At 68.7% G+C, this 17,006-nt stretch carries 10 protein-coding genes, 1 tRNA gene and 1 pseudogene; 6 read left to right on the top strand and 6 right to left on the bottom strand.

From position 1 onward, the window contains the following. Positions 1 to 209 precede the first annotated feature (209 nt). From CCN39_RS36015 to CCN39_RS36005, 3 genes are all read left to right on the top strand, one after another. Positions 210 to 809 carry a hypothetical protein gene (locus CCN39_RS36015; RefSeq protein WP_244211150.1) on the top strand — a complete coding sequence of 200 codons (600 nt, stop codon included), beginning with the start codon at positions 210 to 212 and terminating at the stop codon, positions 807 to 809. A 148-nt stretch (positions 810 to 957) separates the two neighbouring features. Then, the gene (locus tag CCN39_RS36010) at positions 958 to 3,069 is read left to right on the top strand and encodes a bifunctional MFS transporter/dTMP kinase (protein WP_086849706.1); all 2,112 of its coding nucleotides are present in this window, start codon (positions 958 to 960) and stop codon (positions 3,067 to 3,069) included. Further along, positions 3,066 to 4,271, top strand: coding sequence for a DNA polymerase III subunit delta' (locus CCN39_RS36005; RefSeq protein ID WP_086849704.1), 1,206 nt, complete (start codon positions 3,066 to 3,068; stop codon positions 4,269 to 4,271). Before CCN39_RS36010 ends, CCN39_RS36005 begins: the two co-directional genes overlap by 4 nt. A 60-nt stretch (positions 4,272 to 4,331) precedes the next feature. Here CCN39_RS36005 and CCN39_RS36000 read toward each other — a convergent pair whose 3' ends face one another. Then, complete coding sequence (locus CCN39_RS36000; RefSeq protein ID WP_208630532.1) at positions 4,332 to 5,999, bottom strand: hypothetical protein; 1,668 nt, start codon at positions 5,997 to 5,999, stop codon at positions 4,332 to 4,334. A 134-nt stretch (positions 6,000 to 6,133) separates the two neighbouring features. Between CCN39_RS36000 and CCN39_RS35995 the strand changes: the two genes are divergently transcribed. Beyond that, positions 6,134 to 6,207, top strand: a tRNA-Thr gene (locus tag CCN39_RS35995). 534 nt (positions 6,208 to 6,741) lie between these two features. Here CCN39_RS35995 and CCN39_RS35990 read toward each other — a convergent pair. The 3 genes from CCN39_RS35990 to CCN39_RS35980 all read right to left on the bottom strand — a co-directional run bounded on the left by CCN39_RS35990 (position 6,742) and on the right by CCN39_RS35980 (position 12,988). Next, positions 6,742 to 10,929, bottom strand: coding sequence for a caspase family protein (locus CCN39_RS35990; protein WP_158104577.1), 4,188 nt, complete (start codon positions 10,927 to 10,929; stop codon positions 6,742 to 6,744). After that, positions 10,919 to 11,782 (bottom strand): alpha/beta hydrolase family protein, encoded by an 864-nt coding sequence (locus tag CCN39_RS35985; RefSeq protein WP_208630531.1) that lies wholly within the window; start codon positions 11,780 to 11,782, stop codon positions 10,919 to 10,921. Before CCN39_RS35985 ends, CCN39_RS35990 begins: the two co-directional genes overlap by 11 nt. A 351-nt stretch (positions 11,783 to 12,133) precedes the next feature. Continuing rightward, entirely contained in the window at positions 12,134 to 12,988 is an 855-nt protein-coding gene (locus CCN39_RS35980) for a site-specific integrase (RefSeq protein WP_244211149.1), read from the bottom strand. A gap of 347 nt (positions 12,989 to 13,335) precedes the next feature. Between CCN39_RS35980 and CCN39_RS35975 the strand changes: the two are divergent. Beyond that, positions 13,336 to 14,204: pseudogene (locus tag CCN39_RS35975) on the top strand (IS5 family transposase). Between the two features lie 876 nt (positions 14,205 to 15,080). Here the strand turns inward: CCN39_RS35975 and CCN39_RS35970 are convergent. After that, positions 15,081 to 15,674: a TetR/AcrR family transcriptional regulator gene (locus tag CCN39_RS35970; RefSeq protein ID WP_086849700.1), complete on the bottom strand. Its 594-nt coding sequence runs from the start codon at positions 15,672 to 15,674 to the stop codon at positions 15,081 to 15,083. A gap of 105 nt (positions 15,675 to 15,779) precedes the next feature. Between CCN39_RS35970 and CCN39_RS35965 the strand changes: the two genes are divergently transcribed. Further along, a complete protein-coding gene (locus CCN39_RS35965; protein ID WP_086849699.1) occupies positions 15,780 to 16,154 on the top strand; it encodes a VOC family protein in 375 nt (124 codons plus the stop codon). A gap of 60 nt (positions 16,155 to 16,214) precedes the next feature. Here CCN39_RS35965 and CCN39_RS35960 read toward each other — a convergent pair. Further along, on the bottom strand, positions 16,215 to 17,006 hold a 792-nt coding region (locus tag CCN39_RS35960), incomplete at its 5' end, for a hypothetical protein (RefSeq protein ID WP_086849697.1).

Genomic DNA, 17,006 nt, shown 5'->3' with positions numbered 1-17,006 from the left:
CACACCGCCACTGTGACCCGACTCACTACGATCTGTCACCATCAGCGGTCGACCTCGTAGCCATCGGACTGGACACTTCAGGAGGTTCGGGTGCGGGCTTGCGCTGCGTGACCGACCATCCATTGGAGACAGAGCCATTGGGCGGATGCGTTATCCGCCGACGTCGCTACCCTGGAAAGGCGAGGACATTCAGTAGTGAGGTGGTCACCATGAGCGCGAACGGTGAGGCTCCCTTCTTCAATGCCCCCGAGCTCACTCAGCGCGACGGCACACTGTCCGAAGCCCCCGGCGAGATGTTCGCGGATCCGGTCTCCGGGCTGGTCACGGCGTCGCCCGAGCCGCGCACCGCGATTCCGGATGGCGACGAGCCCGGCGCCATCCCCGTCGCCGGGCCGGTGCAGCCCGACGAAGAAGCCGTGCGCCGGATGGTCGAGGAGACGCTCCGCGAGGAGAACTCCAGGGCTCCCGAGGCGATCCCGCCGGCCGGGACCCTGAACCAGGACCAGCCGCTGGGCTTGCTTCCGCGGCAGCGGACCAGGCGGCGCACCTGGCCGACCCGGCCGCCGCAGCTGATGCGGCCCGTGCGGCAGGAGCCGCTTGCCGACGAGGACGTCGACGACGTCGATCTCGTGCCCGTCAAGCGGCGCAGGCTGCCGCGGATGCCGGCGGTGTCGATGCCGGCCTTCAACCGGCCGTCGTCGAGTGCTGCGGGGGTCATGCTGGCCGTCGCCCTGCTGATCGTGTTCGGGTTCGTCGCCATCGAGATGGTGTCGAGCCTGGTCAGCAGCGTGACCGGACTGTTCGACTAGCGTCCCTTCGCTGGTCGCCACCTGCCCCGCACCACGGGGCCGTCCCGCGCGCCAGAGGCCGATCGGGCTACCCTGGCTTCACGGTCGGGTCCCTCACGAGGGCGTCCGGCACCGCGGTGACTAGTGGGGTGGGCGTATCAGCGAGGGCGTGCGGTCGGTACCCGGGGCCGGCCCGGGTGCGTCGTCGGGCGCCGAGGCGTCCACGATCAACCGGGTCCGGCGGGTACTGGCGATCAAACCGTTCCGGCGCCTCTGGGGCGTCACGTACCTGTGCAGCGTGGCCGACTGGCTGAACATCCTGGCCCTCACCGGCCTGGCCACGAAGCTCACGGACAACTACTTCGCGCAGAACTTCGCCTTCGTCGGCGTCGTCCTGACCGGCCTGGCCCCGGGGCTGCTGTTCGCCCCGGTCGGCGGGCTGCTCGCGGACCGGTTCGACCGCCGCAAGGTCATGGTCGTCTCCGACCTGCTGCGGTGCGGTTTCCTGCTGTCCATCGCGATCGTCAGCGCGCCCTGGTGGCTGCTCGCCGGCAACTTCCTCGTCGGCTGCGCGTCGAGCATGTGGATCCCCTCGAAAGAGGCCGCGGTCCCCAACCTGCTCCGCCGGCCCGACCAGGTCGAGACGGCCAACCAGCTCGGCATGGTGATGACCTACGGCCTCGCCGTCATCACCGCGGCCGGCGCGAACGCGATCATCACCGGTGTCAACACGACGTTCCACCTGTTCCCCGGCGACCCGAGCCTCAACATCGCGAAGCTGGTCGTCGTCATCACCGGCCTGCTCTACCTGGCCAGCGCGATCCTCATCGCCACGCGGATCCCCGAACTCTCGCTGCGCAACGTCCACGCGACGCCGGAGCAGAAGGTCAAGCAGGCCGACGAGGAAAAGCTCGGCATCGGCGCGATGATCGCCGACGGCTTCCGGTTCATCCGCAGCACGCCACTCGTGCGCGGGCTGCTGGTGGGCGCGTTCGGCGCGTTCGTCGCCGGTGGTGCCGTGATCGGCTCGGCCAAGCCGTACTCCTCGAGCCTGCTGGCCGGTGACTCCGCGTTCAGCCTGCTGGTCCTCGCCGTCTTCCTCGGCCTCGCCACCGGCATGGTCTTCGCGCCCAAGCTCGCCCGCCGGCTCCCGCACGACCGGCTCTTCGGCCTCTCGATCGTCGCGGCCGCGATCTCGCTCGCCTTCGTGGCGCTGTCCCCGCACCTGACGATCTCGTTGATCGCCGTGGTGCTGGTCGGCATCTGCGCCGGCACCGCGTTCCTCACCGGCGTGACGATCATCGGCTCGCGCGTCGAGGACGCCATCCGGGGCCGGATCAACGCGATCTACCAGCTGATGATGAAGCTGGTGCTGTTCGGCACCACGGTCACCGTCCCGCTGCTCGTCGGCGCGGTGCAGCGGCACACGATCTCCGTCTGGGGCAACCCGCTCACCATCGACGGCACGCGCCCGGTGATGCTCGGCGGCGCCGCGATCGCGCTGGTCGCCGGGCTCTTCGCCTACCGGCAGATGGACGACAAGCGCACCGAGCCGATCCTCGCCGACCTGCGCAACGCGCTGCGCCGCACGCCGCGGCGCGTCAACGGCTTCCTCATCGCCGTCGAGGGCACCACCGCGATCAACACCGCCATCCAGGCCGTCAACCTCGCCGACTGGATGCGCGGCGGCACCCGGCCGGTCGTCGTCGCCGCGGACCCCGCGCTCGACGACCAGCGGCTCACCGCCCTCGTCTCCGGCGCCTCGCTGACCGGGGCTCGGGCCCAGGCGCTGGCCGCCGCCGCGGTGCGGGCCGACATCGTGGAGCGGCACGTCCAGCCGGCGCTGGACGCCGGCTCGGTGGTCGTCATGGAGCGGTTCGTCGACTCGCCGCTGGCGCACCTGTCCGCCGTCGCCGGGCTCGACAGCGACGAGCTCGAAGGCCTCGCCGACTGGGCGACCGGCCGCCTGCGCCCGGACCTGACCATCCTGCTGGACGCGGCGCCGAACGGGGCACCGCGCGACAAGTCGGCCGCGTTGAACGACCAGTGGCGCGTCCAGCACCTGCTCACCGAGATGGCCGAGGCCGACCCGGACCGGTACGTCGTGATCGACGCCGACGGCTCGGACGCCGAGGTCGCCGAGCGCATCCGCACCGCGCTGCGGGCCGTGTTCGTCGGCCGGCTGGCCGCGCTGGCGCCGACGGCGGAGAAGCCGGTGACGCTCCCGCTGGACACGCTGCCCATCGAGACCCCGGAAGAGCCTCGCGTGGAGGCGAAGTGACGACGACCGAACGCATCGGCGTCTGGAACCAGCTGGTCGGCCAGGAACCCGCGGTCGAAACGCTGAGCGCGGCCGCTTCGGCCGCCGCCAAGATCATCGCCGGGGAACCGGCGCCGCCCGGCGCGATGACGCACGCCTGGCTGCTGACCGGCCCGCCCGGCTCCGGCCGCTCGGTGGCCGCCCGGACGTTCGCCGCGGCGCTGCAGTGCAGCACCGGCACCGGCTGCGACGCCTGCCCCGGCTGCCACACGACGATGGCGGGCACCCACGCCGACGTCCGGCTCGTGATCCCGGAAGGCCTGTCGATCTCGGTCGCCGAGATGCGCGCGCTGGTGCAGGCCGCCGCGCGACGCCCGACGACCGGCAACTGGCAGGTCGTGATCATCGAGGACGCGGACAGGCTCACCGAAGGTGCGTCGAACGCCTTGCTGAAGGCCGTCGAGGAGCCGCCGGACCGCACGGTGTTCCTGCTCTGCGCGCCGTCGGACCACCCCGAAGACGTCTCGGTGACGATCCGCTCGCGCTGCCGCCTGGTGACGCTGCGGACGCCGCCGCCGGAGGCGATCGCGGACGTGCTGATGCGCCGCGACCACGTCGACGCCGAACGCGCGCAGTGGGCCGCGTCCGTGTGCGGCGGCCACGTCGGCCGCGCGCGCCGCCTCGCCACCGACGAGGCCGCGCGGCAGCGCCGCGCCACCGTGCTGCGGATCCCGCTCGGCCTCCGCCGGATGAGCGACGTCTTCACCTGCGCCGACCAGCTGATCAGCGCGGCCGAGGCGGACGCGGGCGAGTCCAGCAAGGCCCGCGACGAAGACGAGCGCAACGAGCTGCGGACCGCGATGGGTGGCGACGGCATCGGCAAGGGCGTCGCCGGCGCCAAGCGAGCCGCCGAAGCCGCGGTCAAGCAGCTGGAGAAGAAGCAGAAGTCCCGTGCGACCCGGACCCAGCGCGACACGCTCGACCTGGCGCTGGTCGACCTGGTCGGGTTCTACCGCGACGTCCTGGTGATGGGAACCCGCTCCGGCGCGACGCTCAACCACCCGGACCACGTCGACGAGATCCGCGAAGCGGCCTCTTCGTGGACGCCCGAGTCGACGCTTCGCCGCCTCGAAGCGGTGCTGGAATGCCGCGAGGCGATCGACCTGAACGTGAAGCCGCGCATCGCCGTCGAAGCGATGGTCATGACGCTTCGCCAAGGCTGACGCGCTGAACGCAAAGGAGCCCGCCAGGTGTACCTGGCGGGCTCCTTCACACCCCTCGGATCACTCGCGCGGACGGGGTGACGGCTTGAACGGCTTCTCCTCGACGGCCACGGCCGGCGGGCGCCGCCGGCCGCCCGGCATCGCGGCCACCATGACCACGCCGAGCAGCAGCATCGCGGTGCCCGTCCAGAACAGCGGCACGGTGTCGTACGCGCCACCGGTGTAGGCCAGGTTCTTCACCGGTCCCTTCGGCGCCTCGCCACCCGCGGGCGGCGAGGTCGGCGTGGTCCCGCAGACCACGCCACCGGTCGGCGCGTACGCCCGCGCGATCTGCTCGCCGAGTGACAGCTGGGCCAGCGACGACGGGAGGTTCTTCGCCTGGTCGTCCGGAAGCAGGCTCTTGAGCTTGGTCGTCGGCAGCAGCTGCAGGTCGAACATCCGCGCCGACGCCCCCAGCTGGAAGCCCTTGAACGGCGTGGTCATGTTCGCCGACTTCTGGTCCAGCCCGGCGATGCTCAGCCGCAGCACCCCGAGGTCGAGCACGGTGCCCGTGGTGTTGCCGACCTGCTGGAGGCCCTTGGTGAGCGTCGAGACGAGGCCGCCGACCACCGGGATGTCGTCGACCTGCCCGAACTGGTCGCTGAGTCCCTTCAGCGGCAGCCCGATCGGGACGTCCTTGGTGGGGTGCGCAGCGTCGAGGGTGTAGAGCGTCTTCCCGCCGGCCGCGATGGTCAGCACCGGCGCGGTGTACTCGACCTTGGACGTCTTCGCGTCGCCGGTGGAGGTCACCTTGAGCGTCGGCTGGCTGACGACCTTGATGCTCAGCGCCAGCGGCGTGCCCTTGAGGATCTCGATGTCGGCGGCCTGCAGTGTCGACGTCGACTGCACGGCCTTGTTCTTCGAGCCGGGGATGTCGACCAGCTTCACCTGGGACCGCGACGACAGCGTGTTCGGCAGGCTCAGCAGCGAGCCGTTGCCGTCCGCGGTGGTCTGCCCGCCGCCTTGGAGGAGGCCGCCGAGGCTCTGCAGGCCCTTGGTCAGGTCGAACCCGCTCGCCAGCGAGTTCGGGTCGAGCTTCGGTTTCAGCGCGTCCAGGCCGAGGTTCGGCATCGACGGCACGACGTTCAGCAGCGAAAGACTGGCCACCGACGTGCTGGCGTCGGCGATGGTGTCGACGCACGGGCCGAGCGTGTCGCTCCACCGCGCGTGCGCGCTCCCGTTGAGCAGCCCCACGTTGAGCAGCGGGTTGGACGGCGCGTTGAGGCCACCGGTGATCGGCTGCGCGTTGTCCGGCAGCGCGGTCTGCACGACGCTGCCGGGCGTCTGCGGCGCGTTCCCGCCGATCGACAGCCCGAACGGCGAGGCCTGCGCGATGGCCTTCTCGTAGCTCAGGTAGGCATCCGAGTTCGCCGACGCGCTCGACAGGCCCATCCCGGCCTCGAGCGCGGACTGCTTCGGCAGCGTCTGCCCGAACCCGGGGAGGATGGTGTTGGTCGGCACGGCGTTGGGCAGCAGCCGGATGATCCCGAGAGCGGTCCCGGCATCCCCGACGGCCTGCCCCAGCGGCTGCGGCCCGATCGGCGCGGAGATGGGCGCCTGCCCCGGATGCGCCGGCTGCGGAATCGGCGTAGTCGGATAGGTCGGATCGGCATCCGCCGGCGCGGCGCTGAGCAGGAGCAACGCAGCAGCCGCAGGCAGGGCCACCAAGCGGGGCAGTCTTCGCCGCATGTGCCAGAGCCTCCAAGTGCGGTCGGCCGGGGACTGAGACCGGCGTCATAGGGCCTTAACGACGATCCCCCCGGAAAGTGACGCGCACAGCTTCCGCTACACTTGTCGATGTCGCCAGCGCAAGCCGGAGACACGCCGCCTTAGCTCAGTCGGCCAGAGCGATTCACTCGTAATGAATAGGTCAGGGGTTCGATTCCCCTAGGCGGCTCCGCAGGTCAGGCCCCATCCGAGACACCTCGGGTGGGGCCTGATTCGTCTGGTGAGGGTCTAAGTGAGTGTCTAAGACGCCTGGTCGGTGGCGGAGAAAGGTCCGGAGATCGGCCAACGAGGGGAAGCTGATCTCTCGCGGTCGTGCTGACGCGCCCACCGGCCGGCCCGACGGACTCGAAGCCCAAGTCTCGTGGTGCGGGACCCAGGCCGCCAACGCCGCCTTCTTGTGGGTATGGCATTCCGCTTCCCGGAGGCGAACGGCCTCCTCGCTGATGCACGGTCGTCCGGGTTGACCGCGGTTGGTCTTAAAATGGAACCATCTGTCGCAGTGTGTCATCGGCCCAACGTGCTTCTGCCTACTGGATTACGGTGGGCGACGCGCTGCACGGTGTAGCTTCAGTGCAGGTCAGGAGCACGAGCCTAGCGAATCTCAAGTACGGGTGTTCGACTTCTCACGGGATGCCCGGCCAGGCGCCTTACTGCCTTTCATCGCGTAACCGTCGGTCACTACGCAAGCTCACTCAGGCCGGAGTCAGTGTCTCGCAATACGGTCGAACACGATGAGGTCCGAGCCAGCCGTGATAATGAGCTCCCCGCCAGCACCGACCGCGGCGGCGCGGATTCCGCGGAAGTCGAATACGGCAACCTCTTCGCCGGTGGTGAGGTCCCAGACTCGGGCGGTTTTGTCATCGCCGGCGGTGACTGCGACGGGGCGGTCGTCGAGAAGGCTGCAAGCCACTGCGTGCACTGTGCTGGTGTGGCTGGTGAAGGTGGTGAGTTCGTCGCCGGTGGCGAGGTCCCAGACTCGGGCGGTTTTGTCATCGCTGGCGGTGACTGCGACGGGGCGGTCGTCGAGAAGGCTGCAAGCCACTGCGTGCACTGTGCTGGTGTGGCCGGTGAAGGTGGTGAGTTCGTCGCCGGTGGCGAGGTCCCAGACTCGCGCGGTGTTGTCAGTGCTGGCGGTGACTGCGACGGGGCGGTCGTCGAGAAGGCTGCAAGCGACCGCCTGCACTGTGCTGGTGTGGCCGGTGAAGGTGGTGAGTTCGTCGCCGGTGGCGAGGTCCCAGACTCGCGCGGTGTTGTCAGTGCTGGCGGTGACTGCGACAGGGCGGCCGTCGAGGCTGCTGCAGGCCACCGCTTTCACCCAGCTGGTGTGGCCAGTGAAGGTGGTGAGTTCGTCGCCGGTGGCAAGGTCCCAGACTCGCGCGATGTTGTCTTGACAACCGGTGACGGCGACTGGGTGGCCGTCGAGGCTGCTGCAGGCCACCGCTTCCACCCAGTTGGTGTGGCCGGTGAAGGTGGTGAGTTCCTCGCCGGTGGCGAGATCCCAGACTCGCGCGGTTTCGTCATCGCTGGCGGTGACCACGACCGGACGGCCGTCGATCACACTGCTTGCCTCGGCGGCGATCCCGGCAGAGTGACCGGAAGCTGCGGTTGCATGGGCCGTTTCGACCAGAAGGCGCCAGACACGCGCGGTGCTGTCGTAACCGCCGGTGACAGCGACTGGGCGGTCGTCGAGACTGCTGCAGGCCACCGCCTCCACCCAGTCGGTGTGGCCGGCGAAGGTGGTGAGTTCGTCGCCGGTGGCGAGGTCCCAGACTCGCGCGATGTTGTGTTGACTGACGGTGACGGCGATTGGGTGGTCGTCGAGGCTGCTGCAGGCCACCGCTTTCACCCAGTTGGTGTGGCCGGTGAAGGTGGTGAGTTCCTCGCCGGTGGCGAGATCCCAAACTTTTACGGTGTTGAAGCTCCCGGCAGTCGCGGCGACGGGGCGGTCGTCGAGCCTGCTGCAGGCCACCGCCTGTACACCGGTGGCGTGGCTGGTGAATGTGGTGAGTTCGCCGCCGGTGGCGAGGTCCCAGACTCGCGCGGTTTTGTCATCGCCGGCGGTGACTGCGACGGGGCGGTCGTCGAGAAGGCTGCAAGCGACCGCCTGCACCGTGCTGGTGTGGCCGGTGAAGGTGGTGAGTTCCTCGCCGGTGGCGAGGTCCCAGACTCGCGCGGTTTCGTCATCGCTGGCGGTGACTGCGATTGGGCGACCGTCGAGGCTGCTGCAGGCCACCGCTTCCACCCAGTTGGTGTGGCCGGTGAAGGTGGTGAGTTCCTCGCCGGTGGCGAGGTCCCAGACTCGCGCGGTTTTGTCATCGCTGGCGGTGACTGCGACGGGGCGGTCGTCGAGAAGGCTGCAAGCCACTGCCCGCACCGTGCTGGTGTGGCCGGTGAAGGTGGTGAGTTCGTCGCCGGTGGCGAGGTCCCAGACTCGCGCGGTGTTGTCAGTGCTGGCGGTGACTGCGACGGGGCGGTCGTCGAGAAGGCTGCAAGCCACTGCCCGCACCGTGCTGGTGTGGCCAGTGAACGTAGTGTGGAGCGCGTGGGCAGCTTGTCGGCCGGTTGCCCAGCGTGGTTGCCACGTTAGCGGTGCTGACAGGTCGTGTCGGAGCCGTGGGGCATGGAAGCGTGTGGCGTCGGCGGCGAGAACTTGTCGACGTCGTGTTGTTGGCAGGTGGCGGTGGAGATCAGCGGCGCATCGGTAGATCGCCGCGATTAGCGTCCCGGCGTCAGTGCTGGTCCGATGCAGGGCCAGCAGGAGCGCGTCGGGTTCCGCGTGCACGAGGTAGTCAGCGTCGGAAATGAGCGCGTCGATCTGGCCCGCGAGGGCGGCGTGGGTCGCGAGGTGTCGCAGGGTGTACGGGTGGGCACGAGTCCAGTCGCGAGCGCCCTCAAGAGTGCGTGGTAGGCGGGCGACCAAGACGTCGGTGACGGCGTTGTGCATGGCTACGGCGTCGGCCCCGTCACGGAGGTGGTCGGCGAGGGCTTGGTGATAGAGCCGGTAGGTGGAGCGGCCGTCTTCGGTGGCTTCGACGACGTAGGAGCCGGCGTGCTGGCGTAGCCAGAGCAGGTCGTCGTCGGTGTAGGTAGTGCTGGCGGCGCGGGAGGCGACGGCGGCCCAGATGTCTTCCCAGGGCAAGCCCTGGCCTTCGGCGAACGCCAATGGGCGGAGCAGGTCTCGGACTCTGGTCGCGTTGCTGCCGAGGCGGGTGTCGAGGTCGCGGCGCATCGCCTCGCCGGGATAGGTCGGCAGTGAGCTGCGCCAGGCCGAATCGCTCGGGTCGGCGGCCTGGTCTTGGGTGGCGAGGGTGGCGCTAGTGATCCGTGCGACCAGGAATGACGGGTAGGCGGCTGCGGCAACGGCGTCGGCGACGGCGCGGAGCAGTTGCGGCGATTCGTGGCGGTAGGGGCTGTCTGCGGCAGCTTCGAGCAAGCCGCGGGCGGCGTACGCGGTCAGCGCCTGCAGGTCGGCGTACCGGTCGGCGTCCAGGTCGATCGCGTCGTCACGGTTAAGTCCTAGACGGTCGAGGAGGAAGTCTCGGGTGCCGACCAGCAGCCGCAGCCGTCCCGCTGCGTGCTCGGTGAGAGGCTGAAGCAGGCGGCGGGTGAGGTGGTCAGGGTCGGTGGCTTCGTCAAGGGCGTCGATGAGAACGGTCAGTGGCGTGTCTCTGCCGGTGAGCTCTTCCAGGAGCTGGCCGGGCGTTGTGGCCTGGGAATGCACGGAGGCGGCGATGCCAGCAAGTACCTGATCGGTGGTCAGGCTCTGAGCGTAGATTGCCACGTCCACTGCACGCGGGTCGGGCACTGCCGCGGCCGGGAGTCCGAGGGTGTGCAGGGGAACGGTGGCGCGGCGCCGGGGGTGGGTGAGGGTGGCAATGAGGCCGAGGACGGCGGTTTTCCCGGATCCGGGGTTTCCTGTGACCACCTGTAGTGGCCGTGACGGGTCGGGGTGGTGCAGCCAGGCGGTGATGTCCAGTAGTGCGGTGTGCCGGCCAGAGAACCACCAACCCTGTGTGCTGTGTGCGGTGTGGCCGCCCATGGCGCGGACCAGCAACCGGGTTCGCAGTTCCGTGTCGCGGCGTTCGGCTTGGGCCTCGAATTCGCTGGCATGCTGGATGGCGAGATCAACCTCGGTCATCCGCGGGTCGTGGCGCGGATTAGGCAGGAAAGGCGGTACTTCCCCGGTCAGGCCCGTGACGCCGTGCCCGATCGTCTGGTAGCCGGGTTTGCTCGCACTGTTGTTCATCGCCTTCACGATCGAATCCAGTGGCAACGTCAGAGGGTTGTAGCCAGCCGTCGGTAACGCACGAACTGCATCGCGCAACAGCGTGGGGAATGCGCCCGTCTCGGCTTGCTCGGCTGGCTGCGCGGAGGTGATGACCGCCAGGCCCGACCCGTGGTCGTCACCCCAGTTGCGGGTCATCGTGGTGATGGCAGCGGCGGTGAGTTCGGCGCCGCCCTGGCCGGAATAGCAGGTGTCCAGCATCAGTAGCACCCGCCGGACCCGAGTCTTGAGCAGCATCTTGCGCGCCAGCTCTGCGGTGGGCATGGCGTCGGCGACATCGGCTGGATCGGTGTCGGCGGTCAGCAGCAGATGTTCGTGGGTGTCGTCGAGGACGTCGCCGTGTCCGCCGATGTAGACGGCCACGATGTCGTCAGGCCGCCGGGCCTTGTCCAGGCAGAAGTTCCGCAGCAGCGTGGTCAGCTGCTCCTTGTGCGGGTTGAGCCCGAGCGTGCTGATGTGCTGATAGCCGAGATCCTCTGTGAACAGGCGGATGATCTGCTCACGGGCTTCGATAAGCCCGGGCCGGTCCCAGTGAGGGGCATTCGGGTAATGCGCGACCGCGGCAGCGAGCAGATACCGCCGCGGCCCCTCGGAGTCAGTGGCCACGCAGGCCTCCCGCGATCGCCGCACCGGTGAGCTCGTCGGTCAGGTACGCGCCGACAGCGTGGGCATGAGCGCCGTTGTGCACCACCGCGTTGATCACCCGGGGTCCGAATCGTGGGCGGAGGTCCTTCTCGAGCGCGACGACGTCGCCGCGGTCGGCCACGTTCGTCCACATCAAGTCCTCAGTACCCGGCCAGGCACCGAGCCCGCCGGCTGGGACCGGGTTCAGCCGGTCGAAGATCAGCTTCCCGATGCCCAGCGGCGATCCCAGAGTCACCAGGGCCCGCACCGAATGGTCCGGCATCGCCGCCAGTGCTTCGTAGGCCACCACCGACCCCAGCGAGTGCGCCACCACCACCCGAGTCTCCGGCGTGATCAGCTTGCCCACGATCGCCCGAGCCGCCTCGCGGAGCTGTTGGTCCTGCAAATAGCGGCGGACCTGCTTCAGGTCGAACACCAGTGCCCGCAGCGCAAGGCCACCGAAGAACCGGGACCGGGACAGCTGCCGCAGCGCCGCCTGCACCGACCCCGGCACCCGCACCAGCGTGTCCGCCTCCGGTGGCGCCACCTTCGGATCCACCCGCGCGGCTTCCCGCCACCACGCCAGAAGCAACTCCTCCTCCAGACCGCGCTCGACGTCGTCCGCGGTGAACATCGGGTCGCCGACGGCCAGCCGTTCCCCGGCCGGGCGGAACAGGTCTCCATAGAAGCCCATCACCACGTCGCCCGCGGTGGCTGCGCCGTCATGGCCGGCGCGAGTCAGCCCGTCCAAGAGAGCTGGGGTCCAGTCACGCAACAGCGACTGCTCCCCAGCAACCTGCTGCCCGATGCCGTGAACGCACACGATCCGACCCATCACGCCTCCCAACGCGAGAGCGCGCGAGTCTACGGCGCGCTACGGCTGGTGATCGCTCGTCACGCCGACTGCGTTCCCGCGCCGCTCGCCGATCACCCGGTCGGCCTAGCTCGACGGGGCGACAGCTGTGTTGGCAACGGGCGTGGAACATGCTCGAACATGTGAGTGAGCGACAGGGAGTATGCACGTTCGAATATGTGTGTTGCGGTGAGACACGAGGGCCTCCGGTTGGTGTGGGCCCTCGACCATCCACACCTCAACCGGAGGCCCTCATCGCGTCAACTACGAGCTTTCGCTACCGATGTCTTCGCTAAGTGCACGCAGTCGGTGAACGGAGGAGGTTCCGTAGGTTCACCTGTTGTGGGGAAAGAGCCGGTCCATCGCGGTTGCGCCTGACTCGACCACTGGCCGGATCTGCTTCCGGTAGACCAGCTCTGTGACTGCCGTGCTGCTGTGTCCGACGAGTCGCGAGATCTCTTCGATCGGCATACCGCCGTCCGAGAGGATCGAGACGAAGCTGTGCCGAAGCTCCCGCGGGGTCCACTCGGCCGGGTTGAGCCCGGCTGCCTTGATTACCCGGCGGAAGTCTCGCCGGACGTTGTTGACGTCCCGCTCCATGCCGACGTTGGTTGCGAACACGAGTCCCTGTTCGTGCCAGTCGACGCCCGCGCCCGCCTTGATCGCCTTCTGAGCCGCTCGATGCGCCTCCAGTGCCTTGATGGCCAGCTCGGGCAGCGCCAGCGTCCGGCGAGACTTCCTCGTCTTCGTCTCGCCGCGGGCGCGGACCGAACGCCACACCTTGACGTTCGGCGGGATCGCCGGCGTCGCGTCCGGCTTGCTCACAAGGTCAACGTGGTCCCAGGTGAGCGGGCGCATCTCCTCGGTCCGCGCGCCGGTCAGCAGTGACACCACGATGTAGGCGCGCATCGGCGACGACTCCGCCGCCGCGAGTACCGCTTCGGCCTGCGCGAGCGTGAGCGCTTTCGACGGCCGCCCGGTCCCCTTCCCGGCTGGCAGCGCGTCGCACAGCAGGACAACGTTGTATCGGACCCGCTTGCGCACCTGCGCGCGGTTGATCGCCCGGCGCAGGATCGAGCGGAGGTTACGCAAGGTCGAGGTCACCAGCACGTCGGCTTTCTCCGCCAGCCAGTCTTCGACATCGTCGACTTCGAGCCTCACCAGCGGCCGGGCGCCGATCGAGGGCACGTCGGCGCTCTTCGGCCTCGTTGCGATCCTCTCGCCGGAGCCGCTCGGCCTCGATCTTGTCCGCGCGTCGACGTTCCTCCGCTGCATCGGCCTCGCGTTGCGAGATTCGCAGAGCGACCGTGACGGCGAGCACGGTGCCGAACGCCCCTGCCCACTGACCCAACGCACCCCACTTGTCCGCGTCCGCGCGCAGCCAGATGCCCGACACACCAGCGACCAACAGGACAAAGAGCGCGGCGACAGTCGACCCTAGGTGGCTGCGCAGGAAGCCCGCTCCCTTGATGATCAGCCGTGACCTAGGGCGTGTCCTGTAAGCGGCTGAGCTGGACCTCTGGTAGTTGTGCGCGGTGGTTGGTCGCGGTGAGTTGACGGATAAGGCGTGGGCGGTGATCGAGCCGTTGCTGCCGCCGCAGCAAGGCGGCGGTCGGCGGTGGCGTGATCACCGCCAAGTGATCAACGCGATCTTGTGGAAGCTGCGCACCGGCGCCCCGTGGCGTGATCTGCCCGACCGCTACGGGCCGTGGAAGACCGCGCATGAACGTTTGCGGTTGTGGACCAAGGACGGCACCTGGACAAGATCCTCGACCGGGTGATCGTCAAAGACGACGCCGTCGGCGACCTCGAGTGGATCATCTCGGTCGACTCCAGCGTGGTCCGGGCGCACCAGCATGCTGCGGGTGCCCGGAAAAAAGGGGATGCAGTGACGGAGTCGAAGTCCTTGCCTGCGAGGGGGAAGGACTCGGCCGGTCCCGCGGCGGACTGAGCACCAAGATCCACCTGGCCGTCGACGGGCGAGGCCTGCCGATGCGGATCCTGGTCACCCCCGGCCAAGCGGGAGACAACCCGCAGCTGCTGCCGCTGCTGGATGGCATCAGCGTCGCCCGCCCCGGGCCAGGTCGGCCACGCTGCCGGCCGGAGACGGTAATCGCGGACAAAGCGTATTCGCATCCCTCGGCCCGTCAGGCGATGCGGGACCGGGGGGATCACGTTCGTCAGCCCGGAGCGGGACGACCAGATCGCCCACCGCAAGGGCAAGGGCTCCCGCGGCGGGCGACCACCCACGTTCGATGCCGAGGTCTACAAGCAGCGCAACGTGGTCGAACGGTGCTTCAACCGGCTCAAGCAGTTCCGTGACCTGGCCACCCGCTACGCCAAACGCGCCGCCTACTACCAGGCCGAGCTCACTATCGCCGCCATCATCCTCTGGCTCCGATGACTTACAGGACAGCTCCTAGGCCGACGCATGATGCTCTCCCCCTCTTCCCAGGCAGTCAACCCTTCCACGACACCCTGCACCTGCTCGCTTGGGGCGACCAGATTCGACCGCAGGTCCGTCTCAATCTCCGTCTCAGTTCATACCCGTTCAGACTGTGACTGCTGTTCCAGGATGCGCCCTGACCAGGGCATCGGTCCCCGGATGAACCCAGCTGAACAGTCTCGCCGAGATCTGAAAGGTGGAAGGTTGCCGGTTCGACCTGGGCCATGGCCACCGCTCTGATCGGCCAAACAGCCCCACCGGGATCGGTAGAGGCTGTTTGGCTGTCCGCCTCAAGCAGTAAGTGGAGGCAGTCTCTACCTAGCGCTGTTCTAGGCTTTTTTGGTCTGGTTGGGTGTCTAACTGGGTGACAATCAGCGTGACTAACCCCGGACGTATACGGACGTCCGAGGACCGTGGATGCGCAGGTCAGAGCTCTGCGACCAAGGTCAAGAAGTGACGAATTCCGCTCGTAATGAATAGGTCAGGGGTTCGATTCCCCTAAGCGGCTCCGCAGGTCAGGCCCCATCCGAGACGCCTCGGATGAGGCCTGACTCGTTTGATGCGTGACATAAGCGCCTGGCCGGTGAGCGGAGAAAGTTCCGCAGGTTCACCTGTCGCGGGGAATCCCCATGCCTGCGTCAACCTCAGGGCTTCGAACACGTGGGGTCCCGGGCATGCGGTGAAGGGGAGCCCGTTACTTCCTCGGGCCGACGACGGCGACGATCTGGCCAGTCTGCGCACTCCGGTGTGCTGGGTCTGGCCCTCGACGATCACACGTGACGTTGACGATGTCGACGCCGTTGCGCAGCAGCTGGTTACATCGGCGCCTGCCCGTCAGGTTGAACGGGTCTGAACGCCGAGATGGCCGAGGGCGTCCTCGACGACGCGCGCGACGAACGCGGCGTCGAGCGGCTCGCGAGAGAACCAGCGACGGTAAAACAGCGGGCCGGCCACGGTAGCGGTGACGTCGGCCGGTCCACGATCCGGGGCGAGCTCGCCGCGAGCTCGCGCGCGTTCGGTCACCACACCGAACGGAGCCATCAACCGGGCGTGCAGATCCGCGTGGAGCCCGGCCAGCTCGGGATCGCGCTCGGCGGCGTCCACGATGGAGGGCAAGACCGCCGCCCAGCGGGCGCTCCGCAGCTGCTCGGCCAACTCCTCGGTCAAGGCGACGAGATCCTCGCCGAAGCTGCCCGTGTCGGGAACCGCAGGCGCCGACCCGATCGTCGAGCACGCCTCGAGCAGTAGCGCGGCCCGCGACGGCCAGTGCCGGTAGATCGTGGTCTTGGCCACGCCCGAGCGTCGCGACACCTCGTCGATGCTGACACCGCCGATGCCACCCGCCGACAGCAACTCGTAGGTCTGGGCGAGCACCGCAGCCTTGGACCGCTGGACTCGAACGTCGACGACGTCCCCGGATCGGGCCACGTTGGGATCTCCGTATCTGTGCCTCGCAGAAACAGTACGCTACGGTAGCGTACTGTTTTGTGGAGCCGGGCGGTCCGGCTCCACGCAAGCAGCCGGGAGAACGCCATGAAGCTCGCCTCAGTACGCCTCATCACCGACGACCTGCCCGCCCTGACCGCTTTCTACTCCGCGCTCACCAACACCGAGCCGGTGACTCCCTTCGGGTCCGACTACGCCGAACTGCACACCGACGGCAGCATCATCGCGCTGGCCGACAGCGCGGCCGTCAAGCGTTTCAACAACATCGCCGCCGTAGCCGCCGCCAACCGATCCGCCATCCTCGAATTCGAGGTCGACGACGTCGACGCCGAACGCGTCCGCCTCGGCGACCAGGTCGCCGACTGGGTCCAGGAACCCACCAACCAGCCATGGGGAAACCGGTCGATGCTCCTGCGCGACCCCGACGGCAACCTCATCAACATCTACTCCACCGGACACTGAACGGCGCCGAGCAGAGGAAAATCAGCGGCAACACGCCCGCCACGCACCTGAGCGGGTGACTCAGCCGCGCTCGGCGAGCAGTTCCACGCCGTCCGGAGTCAGGCGCAGCAGCGATGGCACCAGCTCCGTTGTCTCGTACGGTGAACCGAGCACCTGCTGACGGACCGTCTCCGCCAGCCCGGAGTCCTCCCTGACCACGTACATCTCGTCCGGGCAAGGCAGGCCGACCAGCAGGTTGCCGCCGTCGAACTGCTGGGACAGGTGCACGTACAGGTCCGGCAAGGCCACCGCCGATGCCGCCAGCAGGTTCTCCCGCACCACTGACACCAGCACCTCGCCGCCGGACTGGCCGACCTCGAACTTCAGGCCGCGGGCCAAGCTCTGGTACGCGACGCCGGCGAGGTCCGGGGTGCCCATCTCCTCGTGCTGGTGGCGGGTGATGTGGTGCATCCCGATCGTCCCCCGCGGGGTCGGCCCCACCACCGCGAACGCGACCGACAACCGGCCCGGTACCAAGGGCTGGTGCGGCAGCGTGTCGAGCAGGCCGGCGCGCGGGGAGGACGCGCTCCACAACACCGGCAGCAACTCCTCGGCGGGCGGCCGGGCCTCGGCCAGCGCCGCGCGGGCTTCGGCGAACGCGTGTTCCCACTCTCCGGGGGCCGGGCGGGCGAAGCTGTACGTGCACTCCGCCTTGCGGAAGTGCTCGGCCATGAACTCCTCGTCCGCCGCCGACGGCTGCCATTCGCTGTACACCGCCGACACCGCGGACGCGGGCACCTCGTGCTGTTGGCGCACCTGAGCCCACGCCTGCTCGACCGCGTCTTCGGCCTGCGCCGGCGCGCCGGCCAGGAC

This window comes from Amycolatopsis kentuckyensis (assembly GCF_002155975.1).
Classification (GTDB): domain Bacteria; phylum Actinomycetota; class Actinomycetes; order Mycobacteriales; family Pseudonocardiaceae; genus Amycolatopsis; species Amycolatopsis kentuckyensis.
This window is presented reverse-complemented; position numbering and strand designations above follow the sequence as displayed.

Bases quoted from the DNA above. Each gene is read 5' to 3' on its own strand.
- CCN39_RS35965 (WP_086849699.1), top strand. From the start codon at position 15,780: ATGAAGCTCGCCTCAGTACGCCTCATCACCGACGACCTGCCCGCCCTG.
- CCN39_RS36000 (WP_208630532.1), bottom strand. From the start codon at position 5,999: ATGCGGCGAAGACTGCCCCGCTTGGTGGCCCTGCCTGCGGCTGCTGCG.
- CCN39_RS36015 (WP_244211150.1), top strand. From the start codon at position 210: ATGAGCGCGAACGGTGAGGCTCCCTTCTTCAATGCCCCCGAGCTCACT.
- CCN39_RS35985 (WP_208630531.1), bottom strand. From the start codon at position 11,782: ATGGGTCGGATCGTGTGCGTTCACGGCATCGGGCAGCAGGTTGCTGGG.